At 69.8% G+C, this 20,157-nt stretch carries 21 protein-coding genes and 1 tRNA gene; 7 read left to right on the top strand and 15 right to left on the bottom strand.

Annotated features, from left to right (window positions below; genetic code table 11):
* Positions 1-3 precede the first annotated feature (3 nt).
* The 6 genes from KF796_00225 (at position 4) to KF796_00200 (ending at position 5,842) form a co-directional block, all read left to right on the top strand.
* The gene (locus KF796_00225) at positions 4-2,190 is read left to right on the top strand and encodes a HAMP domain-containing protein (GenBank protein MBX3585041.1); all 2,187 of its coding nucleotides are present in this window, start codon (positions 4-6) and stop codon (positions 2,188-2,190) included.
* Positions 2,191-2,231: 41 nt separating this feature from the next.
* Positions 2,232-2,915: a response regulator gene (locus KF796_00220; GenBank protein MBX3585040.1), complete on the top strand. Its 684-nt coding sequence runs from the start codon at positions 2,232-2,234 to the stop codon at positions 2,913-2,915.
* Between the two features lie 18 nt (positions 2,916-2,933).
* Positions 2,934-3,009: transfer RNA gene (locus tag KF796_00215), tRNA-Phe, on the top strand.
* A 259-nt stretch (positions 3,010-3,268) separates the two neighbouring features.
* On the top strand, positions 3,269-5,320 hold the full coding sequence (locus tag KF796_00210) for a hypothetical protein (protein ID MBX3585039.1): 2,052 nt from the start codon (positions 3,269-3,271) through the stop codon (positions 5,318-5,320).
* A gap of 105 nt (positions 5,321-5,425) precedes the next feature.
* The gene (locus tag KF796_00205) at positions 5,426-5,674 is read left to right on the top strand and encodes a hypothetical protein (GenBank protein ID MBX3585038.1); all 249 of its coding nucleotides are present in this window, start codon (positions 5,426-5,428) and stop codon (positions 5,672-5,674) included.
* Between the two features lie 3 nt (positions 5,675-5,677).
* Entirely contained in the window at positions 5,678-5,842 is a 165-nt protein-coding gene (locus KF796_00200) for a hypothetical protein (protein MBX3585037.1), read from the top strand.
* A gap of 5 nt (positions 5,843-5,847) precedes the next feature.
* On the opposite strand, the gene KF796_00195 is transcribed toward KF796_00200, so the two are convergent.
* From KF796_00195 to gspG, 12 genes are read right to left on the bottom strand one after another with little or no spacing between them, the layout of a single operon-like run.
* Positions 5,848-6,720 carry a universal stress protein gene (locus KF796_00195; GenBank protein ID MBX3585036.1) on the bottom strand — a complete coding sequence of 291 codons (873 nt, stop codon included), beginning with the start codon at positions 6,718-6,720 and terminating at the stop codon, positions 5,848-5,850.
* Between the two features lie 13 nt (positions 6,721-6,733).
* Positions 6,734-8,209, bottom strand: coding sequence for a SulP family inorganic anion transporter (locus tag KF796_00190; GenBank protein ID MBX3585035.1), 1,476 nt, complete (start codon positions 8,207-8,209; stop codon positions 6,734-6,736).
* A 60-nt stretch (positions 8,210-8,269) separates the two neighbouring features.
* On the bottom strand, positions 8,270-9,658 hold the full coding sequence (gene tadA, locus KF796_00185; GenBank protein MBX3585034.1) for a Flp pilus assembly complex ATPase component TadA: 1,389 nt from the start codon (positions 9,656-9,658) through the stop codon (positions 8,270-8,272).
* Positions 9,659-9,661: 3 nt separating this feature from the next.
* Positions 9,662-11,767 (bottom strand): type II secretion system secretin GspD, encoded by a 2,106-nt coding sequence (gspD, locus tag KF796_00180; GenBank protein MBX3585033.1) that lies wholly within the window; start codon positions 11,765-11,767, stop codon positions 9,662-9,664.
* 4 nt (positions 11,768-11,771) lie between these two features.
* Positions 11,772-12,710, bottom strand: a complete 939-nt coding sequence (locus tag KF796_00175; protein ID MBX3585032.1) for a type II secretion system protein N — start codon at positions 12,708-12,710, stop codon at positions 11,772-11,774.
* Positions 12,596-13,078, bottom strand: a complete 483-nt coding sequence (locus KF796_00170; GenBank protein MBX3585031.1) for a type II secretion system protein M — start codon at positions 13,076-13,078, stop codon at positions 12,596-12,598. Before KF796_00170 ends, KF796_00175 begins: the two co-directional genes overlap by 115 nt.
* Entirely contained in the window at positions 13,075-14,274 is a 1,200-nt protein-coding gene (locus KF796_00165) for a general secretion pathway protein GspL (GenBank protein MBX3585030.1), read from the bottom strand. Before KF796_00165 ends, KF796_00170 begins: the two co-directional genes overlap by 4 nt.
* 45 nt (positions 14,275-14,319) lie before the next feature.
* Positions 14,320-15,321 carry a type II secretion system minor pseudopilin GspK gene (gspK, locus tag KF796_00160; GenBank protein ID MBX3585029.1) on the bottom strand — a complete coding sequence of 334 codons (1,002 nt, stop codon included), beginning with the start codon at positions 15,319-15,321 and terminating at the stop codon, positions 14,320-14,322.
* A complete protein-coding gene (locus tag KF796_00155) occupies positions 15,318-16,010 on the bottom strand; it encodes a prepilin-type N-terminal cleavage/methylation domain-containing protein (GenBank protein MBX3585028.1) in 693 nt (230 codons plus the stop codon). The genes gspK and KF796_00155 overlap by 4 nt, the downstream gene beginning before the upstream one ends.
* Positions 16,010-16,408, bottom strand: coding sequence for a type II secretion system minor pseudopilin GspI (gene gspI / locus KF796_00150; protein MBX3585027.1), 399 nt, complete (start codon positions 16,406-16,408; stop codon positions 16,010-16,012). Before gspI ends, KF796_00155 begins: the two co-directional genes overlap by 1 nt.
* Positions 16,405-16,896, bottom strand: a complete 492-nt coding sequence (locus tag KF796_00145; protein MBX3585026.1) for a prepilin-type N-terminal cleavage/methylation domain-containing protein — start codon at positions 16,894-16,896, stop codon at positions 16,405-16,407. The genes gspI and KF796_00145 overlap by 4 nt, the downstream gene beginning before the upstream one ends.
* Positions 16,871-17,320 carry a type II secretion system major pseudopilin GspG gene (gspG, locus tag KF796_00140; GenBank protein ID MBX3585025.1) on the bottom strand — a complete coding sequence of 150 codons (450 nt, stop codon included), beginning with the start codon at positions 17,318-17,320 and terminating at the stop codon, positions 16,871-16,873. Before gspG ends, KF796_00145 begins: the two co-directional genes overlap by 26 nt.
* A 45-nt stretch (positions 17,321-17,365) precedes the next feature.
* Between gspG and KF796_00135 the strand changes: the two genes are divergently transcribed.
* Positions 17,366-17,812 carry a general secretion pathway protein C gene (locus KF796_00135; GenBank protein ID MBX3585024.1) on the top strand — a complete coding sequence of 149 codons (447 nt, stop codon included), beginning with the start codon at positions 17,366-17,368 and terminating at the stop codon, positions 17,810-17,812.
* Here the strand turns inward: KF796_00135 and KF796_00130 are convergent.
* The 3 genes from KF796_00130 to KF796_00120 are packed head-to-tail and all read right to left on the bottom strand — an operon-like array spanning position 17,781 to position 20,149.
* Positions 17,781-18,362 (bottom strand): histidine phosphatase family protein, encoded by a 582-nt coding sequence (locus KF796_00130; GenBank protein ID MBX3585023.1) that lies wholly within the window; start codon positions 18,360-18,362, stop codon positions 17,781-17,783. The genes KF796_00135 and KF796_00130 overlap by 32 nt on opposite strands.
* A 4-nt stretch (positions 18,363-18,366) precedes the next feature.
* Positions 18,367-19,164 (bottom strand): adenosylcobinamide-GDP ribazoletransferase, encoded by a 798-nt coding sequence (locus tag KF796_00125; GenBank protein MBX3585022.1) that lies wholly within the window; start codon positions 19,162-19,164, stop codon positions 18,367-18,369.
* 34 nt (positions 19,165-19,198) lie between these two features.
* On the bottom strand, positions 19,199-20,149 hold the full coding sequence (locus KF796_00120; protein ID MBX3585021.1) for a DegV family protein: 951 nt from the start codon (positions 20,147-20,149) through the stop codon (positions 19,199-19,201).
* Positions 20,150-20,157 lie beyond the last annotated feature (8 nt).

The following is a 20,157-nucleotide window of genomic DNA, read 5'->3' as shown; positions in this document are numbered from 1 at the left end:
GCCATGGCGCTGATCGGCGTGATGCTGATCTTCCTGCTCACCCTGGCCACCAACAACCGCGAGCTCTACGAGCGCAACTACGGGCGGCTGCTGGTCATCAACGTGATCGTGGCGGCCGTGCTGCTGGTGGTCATCCTCTGGGTCGTGGCGCGCCTGCTGCTGCGGCTGCGCCGCGGCAAGTTCGGCAGCCGGCTGCTGGTCAAGCTCGCGGCCATCTTTGCGCTGGTGGGCTTTGCGCCGGGGGTGCTGATCTACGTGGTCTCTTACCAGTTCGTCTCGCGCTCGATCGAGAGCTGGTTTGACGTCAAGGTCGAAGGCGCGCTGGACGCCGGCCTGAGCCTGGGCCGCGCCACGCTCGACACCCTGGCCAACGAGCTGGCCAACAAGACCCGCGCCGCGACCAGCCAGCTCACCGATGTGCCCGACGCCGCGGCCGGCGTGGTGCTGGAGCGCCTGCGCGACCAGTTTGGCGCCACCGATGTGGTGCTGTGGACCCACACCGGCCAGCTGATCGCCAGCGCCGGCCAGTCGCGCTTCATCATCAACCCCGAACGCCCGCCACCCCAGCAGCTGCGCAACGCCCGCGCCCAGCGCGCCGTGGCGGTCATCGAAGGCCTGGACGACCCGGGCCTGAGCTCGGTCGCCAATGCCCGCATCAAGGCGCTGGCCGTGGTGGCGCCCACCAGCCTGGGCCTGCTCGAGGAGCCGCGCTTCCTGCAGGTCACGCAAAGCCTGCCGCCCACGCTGGTGGCCAATGCCATTGCCGTGCAGGAGGCCAACCGCGAGTACCAGGAGCGGGCGCTGGCCCGCGGCGGCTTGCGCCGCATGTACATCGGCACGCTCACGCTCAGCCTGTTCCTGGCCGTGTTTGGCGCCGTGCTGATCGCCGTGCTGCTGGGCAACCAGCTGGCGCGCCCGCTGCTGGTGCTGGCCGCCGGCGTGCGCGAGGTGGCCGCGGGCGACCTCAGCCCCAAGCTGGCGCTGCAGGGCAAGGACGAGCTGGGCGGGCTCACCCGCTCGTTTGCCGACATGACCCAGCAGCTGGCCGATGCCCGCGCCGCGGTGGACAAGAGCATGAACCAGGTCAGCGCCGCGCGTGCCAACCTGCAGACCATCCTGGACAACCTCACCGCCGGCGTCATCGTGCTCGATGCGCGAGGCGTGATCCAGACGGCCAACCCCGGCGCCACCCGCATCCTGCGGCTGCCGCTGGCGGCTTACGAAGGCGCGGCCCTGGCCAGCGTGCCGGGGCTGGAGGCCTTTGCCGCCAGCGTGCAAAAGCAGTTCGAGGAATACCTGCGCGAGCGCCAGGAACACGGGCTGGACCACTGGCAGCAGTCGTTTGAGCTGGGCGGCGAGCCCACGGGCGGCCAGCCCGCCAACGTCATCACCCTGGTGGCCCGCGGCGCCGAGATGCCGTCGTCGGCCACCGGCAAGTCGGCCTGGCTGCTGGTGTTTGACGACATTTCAGAAATCGTCTCGGCCCAGCGCGCCCAGGCCTGGGGCGAGGTGGCGCGCCGCCTGGCCCATGAGATCAAGAACCCGCTCACGCCCATCCAGCTGTCGGCCGAGCGGCTGGAAATGAAGCTCACCGGCAAGGTGGCCGAACCCGAGCAGGCCATGCTGACCAAATCGGTCAAGACCATCGTCGACCAGGTTGACGCCATGAAGCGGCTGGTCAATGAATTCCGCGACTACGCGCGCCTGCCCGCGGCCGAGCTCAAGCCGGTGGACCTCAACGCCCTGGTGGCCGACGTGCTCAACCTGTACCAGGACGAAAACGGCCAGGCCGGCACCGTGCCCGTGCTGCTGGAACTGGACCCTGCCTGCCCCAAGGTACTGGGCGATGCGCAGCAGCTGCGCCAGGTCATCCACAACCTGCTGCAGAACGCGCAGGACGCCACCGAGGGCTGCGCCGTGCGTGAGGTCACGCTCAAGACCCGCTGGAACGACACCACGCGCCGGGTGCGCCTGCTGGTGCAGGACAGTGGCACCGGCTTCCCCGAACACATCCTCAAACGCGCCTTCGAACCCTATGTGACCACCAAGGCCAAGGGCACCGGCCTGGGCCTGGCCGTGGTGAAAAAAATCGCCGACGAACATGGCGCGCGCATCGACCTGTCCAACCGGGTTTTGGACGGCGCGATACAGGGCGCGCAAGTATCGCTATCATTCGCAGTTGCGGCTTAACAACACCGCTCCCAAGAACCCTACAGGACAGCGCATCTACGATGGCAAACATACTGGTGGTGGACGACGAACTGGGCATCCGTGACCTGCTCTCGGAAATCCTGAACGACGAAGGCCACAACGTCGAACTCGCAGAAAACGCCGCGCAGGCCCGCGCCGCGCGCTCGCGGGCGCGGCCCGACCTGGTGCTGCTGGACATCTGGATGCCCGACACCGACGGCGTCACGCTGCTCAAGGAATGGTCCACCACCGGCCTGCTCAGCATGCCCGTGATCATGATGAGCGGCCACGCCACCATTGACACCGCGGTGGAGGCCACCAAGATCGGCGCCCAGTCGTTCCTGGAAAAACCCATCACGCTGCAAAAGCTGCTCAAGGCCGTGGAGGCCGGGCTGGCCCGCGTGGGCGGCCGCAAGCCCGCGCTGGCGCCGTCGTCGTCCATGGCGGCCACCGAACTCACCGTGGAAGCCGCCATGACCGGTGGCCAGAGCCTGCCGCCCGTGGTCGAGATGGGCCCGCAGGGCCGCCAGCTGTTCGAACTGGACAAACCGCTGCGCGACGCGCGCGACGAATTTGAAAAGTCGTACTTTGAATTCCACCTGGCCAAGGAAGGCGGCTCCATGACCCGCGTGGCTGAAAAGACCGGCCTGGAGCGCACCCACCTGTACCGCAAGCTCAAACAACTGGGCGTGGACCTCTCGCGCGGCAAACGCAGCGCGGCCTGATGTATAATCGCTGGCTCTGGCCCGGTAGCTCAGTTGGTAGAGCAGCGGATTGAAAATCCGCGTGTCGGTGGTTCGATTCCGCCCCAGGCCACCAGAATTGAAAGCCCCTGATCTGTAATGGACCAGGGGCTTTTTCACGGGCCGTCCCCGTTTCATGCCAGACATGGACTTTCAAGCCAAAAGGGCCTGTAGTCCAAACCAGTCGGCCACTCTCAGCTATGAAATAAATAGCAAACCGTCCCCTCCCGGCCGCCCGGTCTATCATTCCCCCCAAAGCAGGTTTGCACAACAACGAGGGGTCATCCATGACGGGGTCGAGGATCGGCGCGTGGCGGCTGCGGCCGAGCATTGTGATGTTGTTCATCGTCATGGTGGTGCCGGTGTTCGCGGCGTCGCTGTGGGTGGGTTATGTGTCCAACGACCGCATGGCGCGCGACACGGCGCAGCGCGCGGTGGAGCGGGCCCGGCTCGAGACCATCAGCCAGACCGAGGCGCTGCTCAACCCCATGGCCTCGCTGGTGCGCGTGGCGGCGCGCGTGGGCGCGGCGCAGCCGGGCTTTTACCGCGACGCGCAGGCCCTGCCGTCCATGCTCGAGATGGTGGCGCAGAGCCCCAACATCTCCAGCGTCTATGTGGGCTTTGCCGATGGCTCCTACCGCATGGCACTGCGCGTGCCCGGGCAGTTCAAGGTGTTCAACGAGGCGCCCCCGGCCGGCACGCGCCTGGCCACACGCTGGATTGACCGCCGCGCCAGCGGCACGCCGCAAGACCGCTACACCTTTCTCAATGACACCCGCTCGGTGCTGGGCGAGGCGGGCGCCGCCGCGGTGTACGACCCGCGCGCGCGGCCCTGGTTCCGCGACGCGGTGGAGCACAAGGGCCTGGTCATCTCCAACCCCTACATCTACGCCACCACGGGCCTGCCGGGCGTCACGGTGGCCATGCCGTTCTACACGGGCGACACGCTGGTGGGCGTGGTGGCGATCGACATCCTGCTCGACAGCCTCTCGCAGTACCTCAAGACGCGGCCTGCGAGCCCCCATTCCATCTCCCTGGTGGTGGACAACGAGGGCCTGGTGGTGGCCCACCCCGACACGCAGCAGGCGCTCAAGCGCGACGGCGCCACGCTCACGCGCGTGCGGCTGAACGAGCTGGCCGACCCGCGGCCCGCGCTGGCCGTGGCCATGCGCATCAGCAAGCAGCGCGACCAGTTCACCTTCTCGCAGGGCGGCGAGGAATATGTGGCCATGTTCTCGCCGTTTCCGCGAGAGTTTGGCAAGGCCTGGCAGGTGGTGATCGTGGCGCCGCTCGATGACTTCGTGGGCGAGTGGAAGGCCAACAACCGCAAGCTGCTGCTGTATGGCCTGATCGCCATCGCGCTGCAGGTGCTGGCCATCTACCTGCTGTCGCGGCGCATCGCGCGGCCGCTGGAGCTGCTGGCCGACCAGGTGGTGGAGGTGCAGAACTTCCAGCCGCCGCACACCCAGCCGGTGCGCTCGCCCATCAAGGAGATCAGCTCGCTGGCCGATGCGGTCAACACGCTGCAGGGCGCCATTGCGGCGTTCTCGGCCTTTGTGCCGCGCGGGCTGGTGCGCCAGCTGATCGACTCGGGCCACCGGATCGAGCTGGGCGGGCGCAGCCGCTTTCTCACCATCATGTTCACCGACCTGGAGTCGTTCTCGACCTGGGCCGAGGCCACACCCGCGCAGCAGCTGCTGGAGCGCGTGTCGGCCTACTTTGAGGCGGTCACGCGCGCGGTCAACACCGAGCAAGGCACCATCGACAAGTTCATCGGTGACGGTGTCATGGCCTTCTGGGGCGCGCCCGCGCTGCTGGAGGACCATGCCTACCTCGCCTGCGTGGCCGCGCTGCGCGCCCAGCGCCGCATGGCCGAGCTCAACACCCAGTGGGAGGCGCAGGGCCTGAACCCGCTGCATGTGCGCATCGGCATCCACAGCGACGCGGTGCTGGTGGGCAACATGGGCTCGAGCGAGCGCATGAGCTACACGGTGATGGGCGACGGCGTCAACCTCGCAGCGCGGCTCGAGGGCGTCAACAAGGAGTTCGGCACCGGCATCTGCGTCAGCCACGCGGTGTTCCGCGAGGCAGGCGAGCGGCTGTGGCTGCGCCGCATTGGCGTGGTCACGGTCAAGGGGCGGCGCCAGGACATGCAGGTCTATGAGTTGCTGGGCATCCGCGGCGGCGACCCCGAGCTGGAGGCGCCGGCCGGCGTGCAGCGCCTGTGCCTGCTGACCGACCAGGCCTACGACGCGTTTGAACGTGGCGAATGGCGCGCCGCCGAGGACCAGTTCCGCGCCATCGTCGAGGCCTACCCCGAGGACCGGCTGGCCCGCGTGATGGTGCTGCGCTGCCACCAGGCGGCCAACCCCGGCGCGCCCGACTAGGAATCATCCCGCGGCTTGTCAGTACAGACTGACGCCCATGCGGGGCCTTGGCCGAACGCCATGGCGCCTGCATCGGCGCAGCATGGGGCATGAAGGAGTTCCATCATGCCCATTGACACCTCACCCCACGGCAAGGAAATCTTGCACAAGCCCTCTGAAAAACCGTTCCCCCGGCCTGGCGACGATGGTGACCACGCTCATCCCAAGGCGCCGGACCCGGCGGAAACACGGGCACGCCCCCCGCTGCCCACCGAAGCGCAGGTCATGGCCGCCGACCTCGAGGACGAAGACGCCGATCCGGTGGTGGATTCGGGCCCGGGCATCGCCGATGGCCCCAACACCCGCAAGCCCTGACGCATGGCGACCGACCCCAACCTGCCACCACCGCAGCCGGTGCCGCCGCTGACAACGCCGCCGCAGCCCAACGACCCGCAACCCACACCGCCGCCGGTGGAGAAGGAACGCGGGCCCGTGGTCCCGGTGAAGCTGCCGGGTCAACCCGGCGCACCTGAACGGGTCTGAGCGCGTCAGCGCAGCAGCAGTGTGCTCACGCAGGCCGCGCGCAGCAGCGCCCGCGTGGGGTCGCGCTGCAGCAGGCGCCGCCAGGGCGGGCGCGCGTGGGCGCCCAGCACCAGCAGGTCGGCGTGGTGGGTCTTCAGCGCCTGGGCCACGGTGGCGGCCGCATCGCCGGGCACCAGCGCGGCGGACAGTTCCAGCCCGGCTGCCACCAGGCTGGCCTGGGCCGAGGCCAGTTCGCGCGGCGCGTCGGGCCGGGCGGGCCCCGTCATCAGCAGATGGATCTGAAGGCCCTTGAACAGGGGGCTTGCCGCCACCTGCGCCACCAGCTTGGGGGCCATCTGCCCGTCGTCCAGCGCCAGCAGCACGCGCGTCGGCGCTCGGAAGTCGTCAGTGGCCCAGAGCACAGGGGCTTTCAGCGCCTTCAGCGCAAAGTCGCCGTGGTGTCCCGGCGGCTGCCCGGGTGCACCGCCCGGCGTGCCGTGCTGGCCCACGCGGCCCAGCACGATCAGCTGCGCCGCGCCTTCCAGCTCGAGCAAGGTGGCGCCGAGCGTGCCGTGGCGTTGCCGCACGTCGGGCGCCTCCACTCCGGCGGCCTGGGCCCTTTCGCGCAGGCGGTTCAGGAACAGGCGGCCCTGCTCGCGGGCCGTGCGTGACTGTTGCGCATCCTTGTCGCTGAGCTGGGCCAGCAGCGCCTGTTGCGCATCAACGCCGATGGCGCCGCTGTGATCGTCGCCGGTGGCCACTTCGGGGTGGCGCTCCAGCACGTGCAGCAGTTCCAGCGGCGCGGCCAGGCGGGTGGCGACCCAGGCGGCCGCATCCGTCACGCAGTCCGCCAGCGGGCCGGGGGCCACGCAGGCCAGCACTTTCTTGTCGGTGGTCATGGTTGGTGCTCCCTCAGTGGCCCATCAGCTGTTCGACGGCCTCGGGTTTGTCGTGCACGGCAAAGCGGTCCACCATGGTGGCGCTGGCCTGGTTCAGGCCGATCACCTCCACATCGGTGCCCTCGCGGCGGAACTTGACGACCACCTTGTCCAGCGCGCTCACGGCCGTGATGTCCCAGAAATGCGCGCGGCTCACGTCAATGCGCACCTTCTCGATCACTTCCTTGAAATCGAACGAGGCCACAAAGCGCTCGGCCGAGGCAAAGAACACCTGTCCGATGACCAGGTAGGAGCGCACCCGCCCCTCGTCTTCGGAGCGCGCGCCCACGTGCAGCACCATGCCCACCTTGTGTGCAAAGAAAAAGCCCGAGAGCAGCACGCCCACCAGCACGCCGCGCGCCAGGTCATGCGTGGCCACCACCACGGCCACCGTGGCCAGCATCACCACGCTGGAGCTCCTGGGGTGGTCGCGCAGGTTGCGGATCGAGGCCCAGTTGAAGGTGCCGATGGACACCATGATCATCACCGCCACCAGCGCCGCCATGGGGATGCGGGCCACCCAGTTGCCGGCAAACACCACCATCAGCAGCAGCAACACGCCCGCGGCCAGGGTGGACAGCCGCCCACGCCCGCCCGACTTCACGTTGATGACCGACTGGCCGATCATGGCGCAGCCGGCCATGCCGCCCAGCAGGCCCGAGGCGATGTTGGCCACGCCCTGGCCCACGGCCTCGCGGTTCTTGTTGCTGGGCGTGTCGGTCAGCTCGTCCACGATGGAGGCCGTCATCATCGACTCCAGCAGGCCCACCACGGCCAGCGTGGCCGAGAACGGAAAGATGATGCCCAGGGTGTGCAGGTTCCATGGCACCTCGGGCAGCAGGAACACGGGCAGGCTGTCGGGCAGCTGGCCCATGTCGCCCACGGTGCGCACGTCCAGCCCCAGCGCCAGTGACACGGCGGTCAGCACCACGATGGTGACCAGCGGCGAGGGCACGGCGCGCGTGATGTACGGAAACAGGTAAATGATGGCCAGGCCCGCCGCCACCATGGCATAGACCTGCCAGCCCACATTCGTCAGCTCGGGCAGCTGCGCCATGAAGATCAGGATGGCCAGCGCGTTGACAAAGCCGGTGATCACCGAGCGCGACACAAAGCGCATGAGCGCGCCCAGGCGCAGCGCACCGGCCACGATCTGCAACACCCCCGTGAGCAGCGTGGCGGCCAGCAGGTACTGCAGGCCATGGTCCTTGACCAGGGTCACCATCACCAGCGCCATGGCGCCGGTGGCGGCCGAGATCATGCCGGGCCGCCCGCCGGTGAAGGCGATCACGGTGGCGATGCAGAACGAGGCATAGAGCCCGATCTTGGGGTCCACGCCCGCGATGATGGAAAACGCAATGGCCTCGGGGATCAGGGCCAGCGCCACCACCAGGCCGGCGAGCAGGTCATTGCGGACGTTGGAAAACCATTCCTGGCGCAGCGTATTCATGGGGACTTTCGGTGAGGCCTGCCGGGCTGCGGCAGGGTGCGCCCGCGGGCGCGGCGGGGGCTACTCGCGCGTCACGCGCAGCAGTTCTTCCCGCGAGGTAATGCCTTCGCGCACCAGACGTTCGCCGTCTTCGCGCATCAGCGTCATGCCGGTCTGCAGCGCCGCGGCGCGGATGTCGGCTTCGGAGGCCTGGCTGTGGATCTGGGCGCGGATCGCGTCGTTGGTCAGCAGCATTTCAAAGACGCCGGTGCGGCCCTGGTAGCCGGTCTGGCCGCAGACATCGCAGCCCGCGCCCTGGCAATGCACGCACAGCTTGCGCACCAGCCGCTGCGCCAGCACGCCCAGCAGTGACGAACTCAGCAGGAACGGCTCCACGCCCATGTCGGTCAGCCGGGTCACGGCGCTGGCCGCATCGTTGGTGTGCAGCGTGGCCAGCACCAGGTGGCCGGTGAGCGAGGCCTGGATGGCGATCTGCGCGGTTTCATAGTCGCGGATTTCGCCGATCATGATCACGTCCGGGTCCTGCCGCAGGATGGCGCGCAGCGCCTTGGCAAAGGTCAGGTCGATCTTGGCGTGCACCTGGGTCTGGCCGATGCCGTGCAGCTCGTACTCGATCGGGTCCTCGACCGTCATGATGTTGCTCTGCGTGGCGTCCAGCCGCTGCAGCGCCGCGTACAGCGTGGTGGTCTTGCCCGAGCCCGTGGGCCCGGTCACGAGGATGATGCCGTGCGGCTGGTTGATCAGGTTGAGGAAGCGCGCCAGCACATCGCCCTGCATGCCGATGGACTCCAGGCTCAGCTTGCTCTCGCTCTTGTCCAGCAGGCGCAGCACGGCGCGCTCGCCATGGGCGCTGGGCAGGGTGCTCACGCGCACGTCCACCGCCCGGGTGCCGATGCGCAGGCTGATGCGGCCGTCCTGCGGCAGGCGCTTTTCGGAAATGTCCAGCTCGGCCATGATCTTCAGGCGCGAGATCAGCGCGGCGTGCAGTGCGCGGTTGGGCTGCACCACCTCGCGCAGCGTGCCATCCACGCGGAAGCGCACGCTCGAGGTGCGCTCGTAGGGCTCGATGTGGATGTCGCTGGCGCCGTCGCGCGCGGCCTGCGTGAGCAGGGCGTTGAGCATGCGGATGATGGGCGCGTCGTCGCTGGTCTCCAGCAGGTCTTCCACCGCGGGCAGCTCCTGCATCATGCGCGACAGGTCGGCGTCGTTCTGCACCTCGCTGACCACGGTGGCCGCGCTCGATTCGCCCTTGGCATAGGCGGCGCTGATGCGCTGGGCCAGCGCGCCGGCCTCCAGCTGCTGCACGGCGCGCACCGGGTACTTGCGCATGACCTCGCTCCAGGCGCTGCGCGGCGGCTCGCCGGCGTGCCACAGCGTGAGGTCCTGGCCGTCGTCCTCCAGCAGCAGCTGGCTGGTGCGTGCAAAGGCGTAGGGCAGCGGGTAGCGCATGGTTCAGGGGGCGACCGGTCGTGCGGGCGTGCCCACCAGGGGGTTGACTACCACGGGCGGTGTCTTCACCGGCAGCGGCGGCAGCACGGGGGCCTCGTTGACGGGCACCACCTTGCTCGGCACGGGTTGGGCGGCTTCCTGCTTGAGGCGCATCAGGTCGTAGCGGTCCAGCGACAGCGTTTCGCTTTGCTGCGAGTCGCGCACCACCACGGGCCGCAGGAACACCATGAGGTTGGTCTTCTTGCGGCTGCGCGCCTCGCTCTTGAACAGGTTGCCGAACAGCGGCACGTCGCCCAGGCCTGGCACCTTCTCCTGGTTGCCCGAGTACTCGTCTTGCAAGAGCCCGCCCAGCACCACGATGGAGCCGTCCTCGACCAGCACGTTGGACTCGATCGAGCGCTTGTTGGTGATCAGGCCGGTGGCCGAGTTGATGCTGGAGGCCTGCACGCTGGAGACTTCCTGGAAGATCTGCAGCTTGACGGTGCCGTTCTCGCTGATCTGGGGCTTCACGCGCAGCGTGATGCCCACGTCCTTGCGCTCCACCGTCTGGAACGGGTTGACCGAGCCGCTGCTGGAGTTGTTGTTGGTGTACTGGCCGGTGACGAAGGGCACGTTCTGGCCGATCACGATCTTGGCCTCCTCGTTGTCCAGCGTCAGCAGGTTGGGCGTGGACAGGATGTTGCCGTCGCCGTTGGCTTCCAGAAAGCGCGCCAGGAAGCCCAGCACGTAGACACCGTTGGTGTTGCGCGCGATGCCGAAGTTGCCGCCGGTGGACGGCAGCACCGTGCCGCTGGCCGCCTGGGTGGCCAGCGAGATGATGTTCTGCCCGCCAATGCTGAAGTTGGTGCCCAGCAGGCCGATGTTCTTGTCGCCGTTCTTGCCCAGCGCGCCCTGCCACTGGATGCCGAACTCGGCCGCCTTGTCGGCATTGACCTCGGCGATCAGGCTTTCCACATAGACCTGCGCGCGGCGCTGGTCGAGCCGGTCGATCACGGCGCGCAATTGCCGGTACTGCGGCTCGGGCGCGGTGATGATCAGCGAGTTGGTGGCCGGGTCGGCCTGGATCTGCCCGCCGGTGGACGGCTGGGCCGAGGCCTGGATCGGCGAGGTGGCGGCGTTGGCCGTTGAATTGGCCGTGGCCACCTGGGTGATGGGCGATGAGCTCCCCGTGACCGCCCCCGCGCCCGCGCTGCTGCCGGCATTGGCCGACAGCGCGGCGCGCAGCGTCACCGCGAGCTTGGCCGCATCGGCGTTCTTGAGGTAGACCACGTAGATGTTGCCCGCGGCGCTTTGCGAGGTGGGCTGGTCCAGCCGCTCGACCAGCGAGCGCACCAGGTTCAGCCGGGCCGGGTTGGCGGCGCGCACCACCAGCGTGTTGCTGCGCGGCTCGGCCACCACGGTGGTCTTGTACGAGGTGTCGGCCTGGCCCGCGGCCGGCGTGCCGGTGGTGCCGCCGGCCTCGATCAGCCGTGCCACCAGCGGCGCCAGGTCGGACGCCAGCGCGTGCTTGAGCGGCAGGATTTCCACATCCGTGGCGTTGGAGACGTCCAGCGCCGCAATGATGCGGCCCAGGCGCTGCAGGTTGTCGGCGTAGTCGGTGATCACCAGCGAGTTGTTGCCGGGGTTCACGTTGATGGTGTTGTTGGGGCTGATCAGGGGCCGCAGGATGGGCACCAGGTTGTTCGCCGTCTCGTAGTTCAGCCGGAAGATCTGCGTGACGATCTGGCTGCCGCCACTGGTCACGGTGCCGGTCTGCACCGCGCCGCCCTGCAGCTTGGCGTCGGCCTCGGGCACCACCTTGTACAGGCCGCCGGACTCCACCACCGTGTAGCCGGACAGGCGCAGGGTGGCCAGGAACTGGTTGTAGGCGGCCGATGCCGACACCGGCTTTTCGGTGTTCAGGTTCATCGTGCCCTTGACCCGCGGGTCCACCACGATGCTGCGCCCGGTGATGGCCGCCATGGTGCGGGCCACGGCTTCAATCTCGGCGTTGGCAAAGTTCAGGGTGATCGGCTCGCCCGGCTTTTGGGCGTGCAACAGGCCTGGAGTGCCCGCCAGGCCGACACAAACCGCTATGGAAAGAGTAGCAAAACGGGATTTCAGCTTCATGGGGCTAGCCAATGGTGATGAGGGAGCGCGGGCCGCTGCGCCGCCCGATGATGTTCAGCAGGTTGGACAACGCGGCTTCGCGGTCGGGTGCCGCGCTCGCCGTGCCCTTGAAACGCAGCCGGGAGCCGACCCACTGGCCGCTGCCGCTGAGCTCGAGGGCGCCTTCCAGCGTGTCCAGTTGAAGCGTTGACACAGACCCTCCGTTGAGCGTGATGCGGTAGCTGCCCATGGGCCGCAGCGTGGACAGCCGAGAGGAGATGCGCGCGGCGTCGAGTTCGGCCCGTCCGGCCAGCGCCAGTCGCCCTTCGGCCCATTCTACTGAAAGGCCCCGCGTGCTCAGGCCCAGCTCGCCCTCCAGCTGCAGTGTGTTCCAGGGGGTTCCCAGGCCGGTCAGCAGGGCCGCCGGCCACTGCGAGCGGCCATCTTCCATGCGCAACGTGGCGCCGCGCAGGTGCAGGGCCACGCCCAGCGCCAGCGGGGCGGGAGTGCAGCAGTCGGCCGCGAGCCGGGCTGACAGGCCACCGAGCGCGGGCCGCAGCCGCCAGTTGACGCGGCCGGGCAGGGCCGAGGCATCGTTGCTGCCTTCGCCGCCGGTCAGGATCAGCCGGGCCGAACCGTCCCACACGGTGCCGCGCGGTTCGGCCAGGACCAGCCGGCCCTCGCTGGCGCGGTGCACCGCGCCCGCCAGCCAGCTGGCCGGGGCAAACAGCAGCAGTGCCAGCGCCAGCCCCAGCAGCGCGCCGCCCAGCGCCCAGCCCCAGGGGGGGGAAGGGCTGGCGGCAGCGGTGTGCAGGGAAGGGCGGCGGGCCACGGCGTGCGGGGTCCAGCTCAGCGCGCGGGCAGCGACAGCACCAGGGAGCCGTCCCACAGCCCCGCGGCATTGCGGGTGAGCCGGGCTTCGGTGGGCAGCGCCCGGGCGTTGACGCGGGCCTGGGTCAGCCATTGGGCCAGCGCTTCGGGCGGGGCAGCGGTGAGCGTGACGGTGACGCGGTCGCCGGCGATGGTGTAGCGCGCGGTGCTGCCCAGCCGCTGGCGGATGGTGAGTTCGAGCGCGCGCAGGGCTTCGTCGTGGCCCTGCTGCGGCTGGGACTGCAGTGCCTGGGCCTGGGCCTGCAGGGCGCGCATTTGCTGCAACTGGCGGTCCAGGTCGCGGTGCTGTGCGGGCGCGGCGCGCAGGGTGGCCAGCGCGGGCGCCACGCCGACCCACCAGAACAGTGCCAGGCCGACCACGGCGGCGGCCAGCAGCAGCATGGTCTTCTCGCGCTCGGCCAGCGTGGCCCAGCGGGCGCGCAGCTGTTGCATGGGGCTCATCGCGCGATCTCCTGGGTCAGCAGCAGGCCGTCGCCCTCGCCGCGCACGGTGTAGCCGCGCGCGGCCAGGCTGGGCTCGAGATTGCGCAGGGCTTCGGCGTTCAGGTTCAGCCCCTTGAGGCGGACCTGGTTGGCCGTGAATTCAATGGCCGTCGGGGCCGCATTGGCCGGTGCCGCGGCCGAAAAGGCCGCCAGCGTGGCCTCCAGGTCACGGCCCGAGGCCGCGCCGGTGGCCTGGCGCAGCAGCGCCACCTCGCGCTCCATCTGGATCGGGGCGTCCACCACCACCCGCACCTGGGGGAAGGTGCTGGTCAAGGTGGTGCGCACGGCGTCGCGCTTGGCGGCCAGTGCCTGGCGCTCTTTCCAGGCCCAGGCATTGAGCCCGCCCAGGTGCGCCAGCACCAGCAGCACCGCGCCCCAGCGCGCGGCGCGCCACTGGGGCGCGCGCAGCCATTCGGCCCAGCCGCTGGACAGGCGTTTCATGGCCCGGCTGCGGCCGGAGCTGGCCAGGTCGAACTGCGCCATGTCCCAGGGCGATTGCGCGGCCCGCACATGGCGCTGGGCGGCCTGCTCCAGCGTCACTTGCCGCTGCAGCACCTGTTCGGCCAGCGCGGCCACACCGGGCTCGGCCAGTACCTGCTCAGTCTCGGGCAGCGCGGGCAGGCCGGTGGCCGAAAGCGGCCAGACAGCCACGCCGTTGCCGTCGGCGATCACCAGCTCGGCCTGCTCGGGGTCGCCCAGCGCGTGCAGGGTGGCTGGCTCGCCGGGCGCCAGCTCGGGCACGATGCGCGACACCGGGCGTTGCGCGGCCTCCAGCGCCTGCACCGTGTCACGCAGCCAGGCGCGGTTGCAGGTGGCGACCCACACGGGCGCGCCGGGTTTGGCCTGGGGCTGCAAGGCAAAGTGCAGGGTGTCGGGCTCGTCAAGCAGCCGGTCTTCGAGCATGCCTTCGAGCACCGAGCGCAAGCGCGGCGAGCTGGCCGTGGTGCCGCGCGGCAATTCGATCTGGTGCCACGACAGCGCCCGCAGCGGGACCACCGCCACCACTTCGGCGCCGGCGCCACCGGGGCGCGGCAACAGGGCGGCGGGGGCGCTGGCGTGCGTGCCCACGGTTTGCCCATCGGGCGACAGCACGTAGACGTACTCGGTGGCCGGGCCAACCGGCTGCAGGGGGAGGGAGACGATCAGCGTGCTCATGGACAAGGCGATTGTAGGGAGGTCACCAGGCGGCGGGGCGCGTCTTCAGCGCTGGGGCGCGGTGCTGGCCGCGAGCGCGGCGGGGTCCAGCACACCGCGCTCGCGCCACAGCACCTTCACATCCAGGCCGTCGCGCTGCAGCACCGAGCGCTCTTCGACCACGGTCTGGTCCAGCCGCAGCCGGCCCCGCACTTCAAAAAAGCGCGAGGCCACGCTGTGGTGGCCTTCGCCCAGGCTGTTGTCCTGCAGGCCCAGCAGCTTGGCGGCGTCGGCCGTGCTGCGAAAGTGCGAACGGTCGCGCTCCACCACCAGGCGCTGGGCATCGGCCAGGCTCAGGCCCGGGGTGCTGGCGCTGATGACTTCCGGGCTGGCGGTGTTGAGGTTGACCGGCGTGGTGGCGGGCAGCAGCGTCACATAGGGCAGCAGCACCGACGCCGTGTGCGGCGACAGCCCCAGCCAGGTGAGCTGCTCCACGCGCTGCGGCAGCAGGGGCGCCAGCCCGCCCGAGCGGTTGTCGCTGCTGGTGTCGGCGGCAAAACGCAGGTTTTCGGCGAGCCGGTCGAGTTCGGCCGGCGGCAGGCCCAGCAGCTCGAACAGCTTGGCAAAGCTGCGCAGCCCGGATTCCGAGACCTTGCCCGACTCCACCAGGTTCATCACGTTGAGCTGCGACTGCAGGTCGATGATCTGGCCCGAGAGGAAGGCGTCCTGGGTGTCGGTGCTGCTGTCCTCCACGGTGGCGGCGCCGTCCTGTGCGGCCAGAAAGGTCGACAGCCGCGCCTCCTGAAGCGGCACGGCCCAGGGCTCGGCCAGGTGGTCGGCGCCGCCGGAACGGGCGTCCTCGCGCAGGATCAGCCGGGCCCAGTCCATGGCGCCGGTCAGCACCCAGGCCGATTGCACGCGCGAGCGCTCGGCGATCTCCACCTCCACCGAGCGCCACTGCTGCCACAGCGCCGCGGCCGCAAAGGTCGCCACCAGTGTCACGGTCAGCATGGCCGCGAGCAGCGCGGCGCCGCGGCTGCGTGCGGCGGGGCCGTGCACGGGCGTCATGACTTGCCTCCGCTCACCGTGGGGCGGACCCAGTCGCGCGTGAGCTTGCCGGTCAGTGCCTGGCCCGGCGGCAGCGTCAGCACCAGGCGCACGCCATCCGGGATGTTGGCGGCGCCGTTGGCCGCGGCGGCGGGGTTGGCGGCCATGCCGGGGGCGATGCCGGCGCTGGCCGTGGCGTCACTGGACAGCGGGTTGGTCCAGGCGTCGGCGCGGTAGTAAAAGATCTGCCATTCGTCCAGCGGCGTGATCGCCACTTCGCGCTGCTTGGCCTCGTCACCCGGGTTCTGGGCCCACAGCGCGGCCTGTTTCCAGGCCTCGAGCAGGGCGCCGCGTGAGGTCAGGGGCGGCGACTGCCAGCGCAGCCACTGGCCCCGCCCGTCGATCAGGCGCCGCGCCCAGGCCACTACCAGCACGCCGTCGCTGGCGGCGGTGCTGCTGCGCCGGGTCAGCCGCAGCACCCGGCCGTTCCAGTCGAGCGCGCTGAGCTGCGGCGTCTGCACGATGCCGTCGAGGTCGGCCGCCCACTGCGCCAGGCCCACCTGCAGCGCCAGCACCTCGTCGGCCCGCGCCTCGGTCTGCGTGCGTGCGCGCACCATGCCGTCCAGCCCGCGCCAGCTCATGATGGCCAGCAGCGCCATGATGGCGATCGCCACCAGCAGCTCGATCAGGGTGAAGCCGCGCGGACGCATCAGTAGCGTCCCACCACGGTGGACAGGCGCTGCACCGGGTAGCTTTCGTCAAACACCTGGGCGTCGACGCGGCGGAAACTCGGGTTGGGCGTGGGCCGCACCGTGAGCTTCACGGTGAACGCGCGGCCGGCCTGCTCGCAGGCCAGCATGTTGTCACCGACCCCGGGCATCTGGCGCGACAGCCGGACCTTGACCAGTTCGTTCTCGGCGCAGATCTGGGCCAGTAGCACGTCGGACTGGCGCAATGCGTTGTTGGTGAGTGCTGTGGTGGCCTGCAGGCCCGCGATCAGCGCGATGGCAACGATGCCCAGCGCGACCAGCACCTCGATCAGCGTGAAGCCCCGGGGCTGCCCGCGGACAACGAGGCGCGGCGTGGCTGTGGCACGGGCCCGGGTCATGGCGTCGTGGACTGGACAGTGAAGGGCCGAAGGCCGTCGGTGGCCAGGCGCAGCGAACGCGCGGGGTTGCTGATCGAGGCCAGCTCCACGCTCTGGCGCCCGATGATGGGCTCGGGGCCCAGCACCACCAGCGCTGTGCCGCGCACCTGGGTGTCGGCGCTCAGCCATTGATCCGGCAGGGCCTGGGGCGGCACGCCTTCAAAGCGGAAGCCGCCGTCAGACGTGGTGTGCCAGCGCACCGCGATGCCGCTGGCGCGCGACTGGGCTCGCGCCGACTCGAACAGCGCGGCCAGCCGCTGGCCTTCGCGCTCCAGCTGGGTGTCGGACGAATCACGGATGGCCAACGTGACGCCTGCGGTGGCCAGCGCCATGATGCTGAGCACCACCAGCAGTTCGAGCAGCGTGAAGCCGCGCAGCCTGTGGGGCCTGTTGGCAGGCCTGTTGATGGGCCTGTTGATGGGCCTATTGCCAGCTGCCGATGTCCGCATTTTTGCCCTCGCCGCCGGCCTGGCCGTCGGCGCCGAACGACATCACGTCGATCTCGCCTTTGACGCCGGGGTTGAGGTACTGGTAGGGCCGGCCCCAGGGGTCGTTGGGCAGCTTTTCGAGGTACGGCTTCCAGTTGGGCGGGATCGCGCCGGCCGTGGGCTTGGTGACCAGCGCCTGCAGGCCCTGCTCGCCCGAGGGATAGCGCTGGTTGTCCAGCTTGTAGAGCTTGAGCGCCTGCATCAGGTTGTTGACGTCGGTGCGCGCGGCCGTGGCGCGCGCGTCCTCGGCGCGGTCCAGCACGTTGGGCACGATCAGCGCGGCCAGCACGCCGATGATGACCAGCACCACCATGAGCTCGATGAGGGTGAAGCCGGCCTGCAGGCGCCGGGCGCCGCGGCGCAGGAATGCGGGGAAGGATTTCATGTCAGGGGATGCCTTGGGTCGATTCGCTTCAATGATAATCGCCTCATGTTGACCAACCCCTCCAGCCGCTGGTGGCCGCGCACGGGCGCGTTTGCGCTGTGGGCGCTGGCCGCGGCGAGCGCCGCGTTCTGGGGCCTGAAGTTCTCGTCGGCGCCCTCCGGCCCGGCCAGTGTGCAGGTGGCGCAGCCCCTGCCCCCGGCCGCCGATCCGGCGGCCGTGGCCCGCCTGCTGGGCGCGGGGCCGGCGGCCGCGCCGGTGGCGGCGCCCAGCGTGGCCAGCCGTTTCACGCTGGTGGGCGTGGTGGCCGGCCGCGCGCATGGCGGGGCCGCCCTGATCGCGGTCGATGGCAAGCCCGCCAAACCTTTCCGGGTCGGCGCGGTGGTCGAGGACGGGCTGGTGCTGCAATCCGTGGCGCCGCGCCGCGCCGTGCTCGGGCCTGACCTCAAGGGCCCGGCGGCGTTTACCCTGGAAATTCCGCTGCCCAAACCCTAGTGGCGGGCAGGGTCACGAGGCGCCATTGGCCAAAGGCCGGCGCCTCGCGGGGCCAGTCGGTGGCCTCGGTGACCTGGCGCTGGCCGGCGCACAGCAGGCGCACCGCGCGGATCACGCCCGCATGTGTGACCCACACCGTGTCGTGGCCAGCGCGTCGGGTGGTGTCAAACGCCCGGGCCACGCGCCCCATGAATTCATGGACCGATTCGCCGCCGCCGGGACGGTGGTGGGCGAAGTCGTCGGTCCAGGCCTGCAGGGCGGCGGCGCCGATCTGGTCCCAGCGCTGGCCCTCCCAGCGGCCAAAGTCCATTTCGGCCAGGTCCGGGTCGGGTTGACAGGTCAAATCGAGCCGCAGTCCAAGCAGGGCGGCCACCAGCTGCTCACATCTTTGTAGCAAGGAGTGGTGCAGCCGCATGCCGGGCGGCAGCACGGCCGCCAGCGCCTGCGCTGCCTGCCGGGTGGCGGCGGGGTCAGCCGGCAGGTCCAGCGCGCCGTAGCAGGTGCCGGCATCGACCTGTGGCGCGGCGTGGCGGACCAGCCAGAGCTTCATGCGTTCACAGCGACAGCGCGGCGCCCAAATAAAACGCGATCTCGCAGACCTGCTGCGTGGCGCCCAGGCAATCGCCGGTGAAGCCCTGCAGGCGGCGCGCGAACAGCCGCAGCATCCACAGCAGCGCGGCCACGCTGGCGAGCACGCCTGCTATCAAAAATGGAGCGTCCTGTGCCCAGCTGACAAGGACCAGCGGCACAAAACACCATGAAACCGCGACCACCAGGGCGCGCGGGCTGATGCGGTCGGCCAGGGGTTTGCTTTTGGAGCCCGCGGCGTCGCCCACATGCGGCAGGGCGCTGACCAGCACCAGCGGCAGGAAGCGCGACAGCACCTGCGCGCCCAGCAGCGCGGCCAGCGCCGCGTCCAGCCCGAGCGAGCCCAACAGGGCCAGCAGCGCGACCTTGACCAGCAGCGCCAGCACCAGCGCGATGGCGCCAAACGCGCCGATGCGCGAGTCCTTCATGATCTCCAGTGCCCGCTCGCGCTGGGCGCTGCCGCCCAGGCCGTCGGCCACGTCGGCGAGGCCGTCTTCATGGAAGGCGCCGGTCAGCAGCACGGTGGCCAGGGTGCAGCCCGCCGCAGCCACCAGCGGCGTGTAGCCACTGTCCGGCAGCGCCAGGAACAGCGCGGCATAGACGGCGCAGGCCAAGGCCGCCGCGATCCAGCCGACGCCGGGAAAGTGGGCGGCGCTGGCGCGCAGCATGGCCGGGCTGAAGCCCACCCAGCCGGCCAGCCGGCCAGTGACCGGGATGCGCGTGAAGAACTGGACCGCGAGCAGGAAGTGGCGAACGAAATTCACCCGCGGATCGTACAGGCCCGCGATGGCGCGACGCTCAGAGATCGGCGCTGTGGGGGCGGGCGATGAAGCCGACCGACAGCGCATTGGCGCCGGTGTTGACCGAGTTGGTGGGCGACATTTCCTGCAGCGTGACCTGCACGCCCTTGGCCTGCGCCTGCTGCACCAGCGAGCGGTACTCTGGCAGGGCCTGCACGTCGGCCGTGTCGCCCGAATAGCTGATGGCAATGAACGGCGCGAGCAGGCCACGGTCGAGTTCGCGCCGGGCGAGGTTGAGCACATGCTGGCGTGCCGCGGGCACGCCGCGCACCTTGGCCGCGGCCTCGGTCTTGCCCTGGTGGCCGCGCAGCACCGGCAGGATGCCCAGCATCTTGGCGGCGGCCTGGCCCAGCATGCCCACGCTGGTGTCGCCGCGCGCGCGCGCCCGCGTCAGCAGGAAGTCTAGGTTGCTGGGCGCCAGGTAGCCATAGGCTGACTTGCTGAGCTCCTGCATCTGGACGCGGATATTGGCCACCAGCGGTTCGGCCTCGAAATTGCGCAGCGCCTCCAGCACCTGCACGCCATAGCCCGAGAACAGGTTCTGGCTGTCGTAGCACTCCACCAACAGCGGGCCCTTGATGCCCGCGCGCATGCGCACGGGCATGGAGTCGGTGATGACGCGCGAGGCGGCCTCGAAGGCATTCTTGAAGATCGGCGAGCGCACCGAGGTGACGAACAGGCCGAACACGTGGTCGAAGTCGGTGGACAGCTGGTCGACCATGAACTTGCGGATCTCGGGCTCGTCGGGCGGCACGGAGCGCGAGACCTCGGCGGTCTTGAGGTCCAGCATGCGCGCGTTGAAGTCGCGCGTGGCCTCGGGGTTGCGCTCGTCGATGTAGCGCTTGTCGTCAATGCGGATCTTGACGGGGAGCATCCGCACATGCGGATTGGCCAGGACGGTGGGCGGCACTTCGGCCGCGGAGTCGATCACGATTCCGAGTCTCAACATCGCCTGTC

The sequence above is a fragment of the Ramlibacter sp. genome (assembly GCA_019635435.1).
GTDB lineage: Bacteria > Pseudomonadota > Gammaproteobacteria > Burkholderiales > Burkholderiaceae_C > JAHBZM01.
The sequence above is the reverse complement of the archived record's forward strand: the minus strand, read 5'-3'. Positions and strand labels throughout refer to the sequence as shown.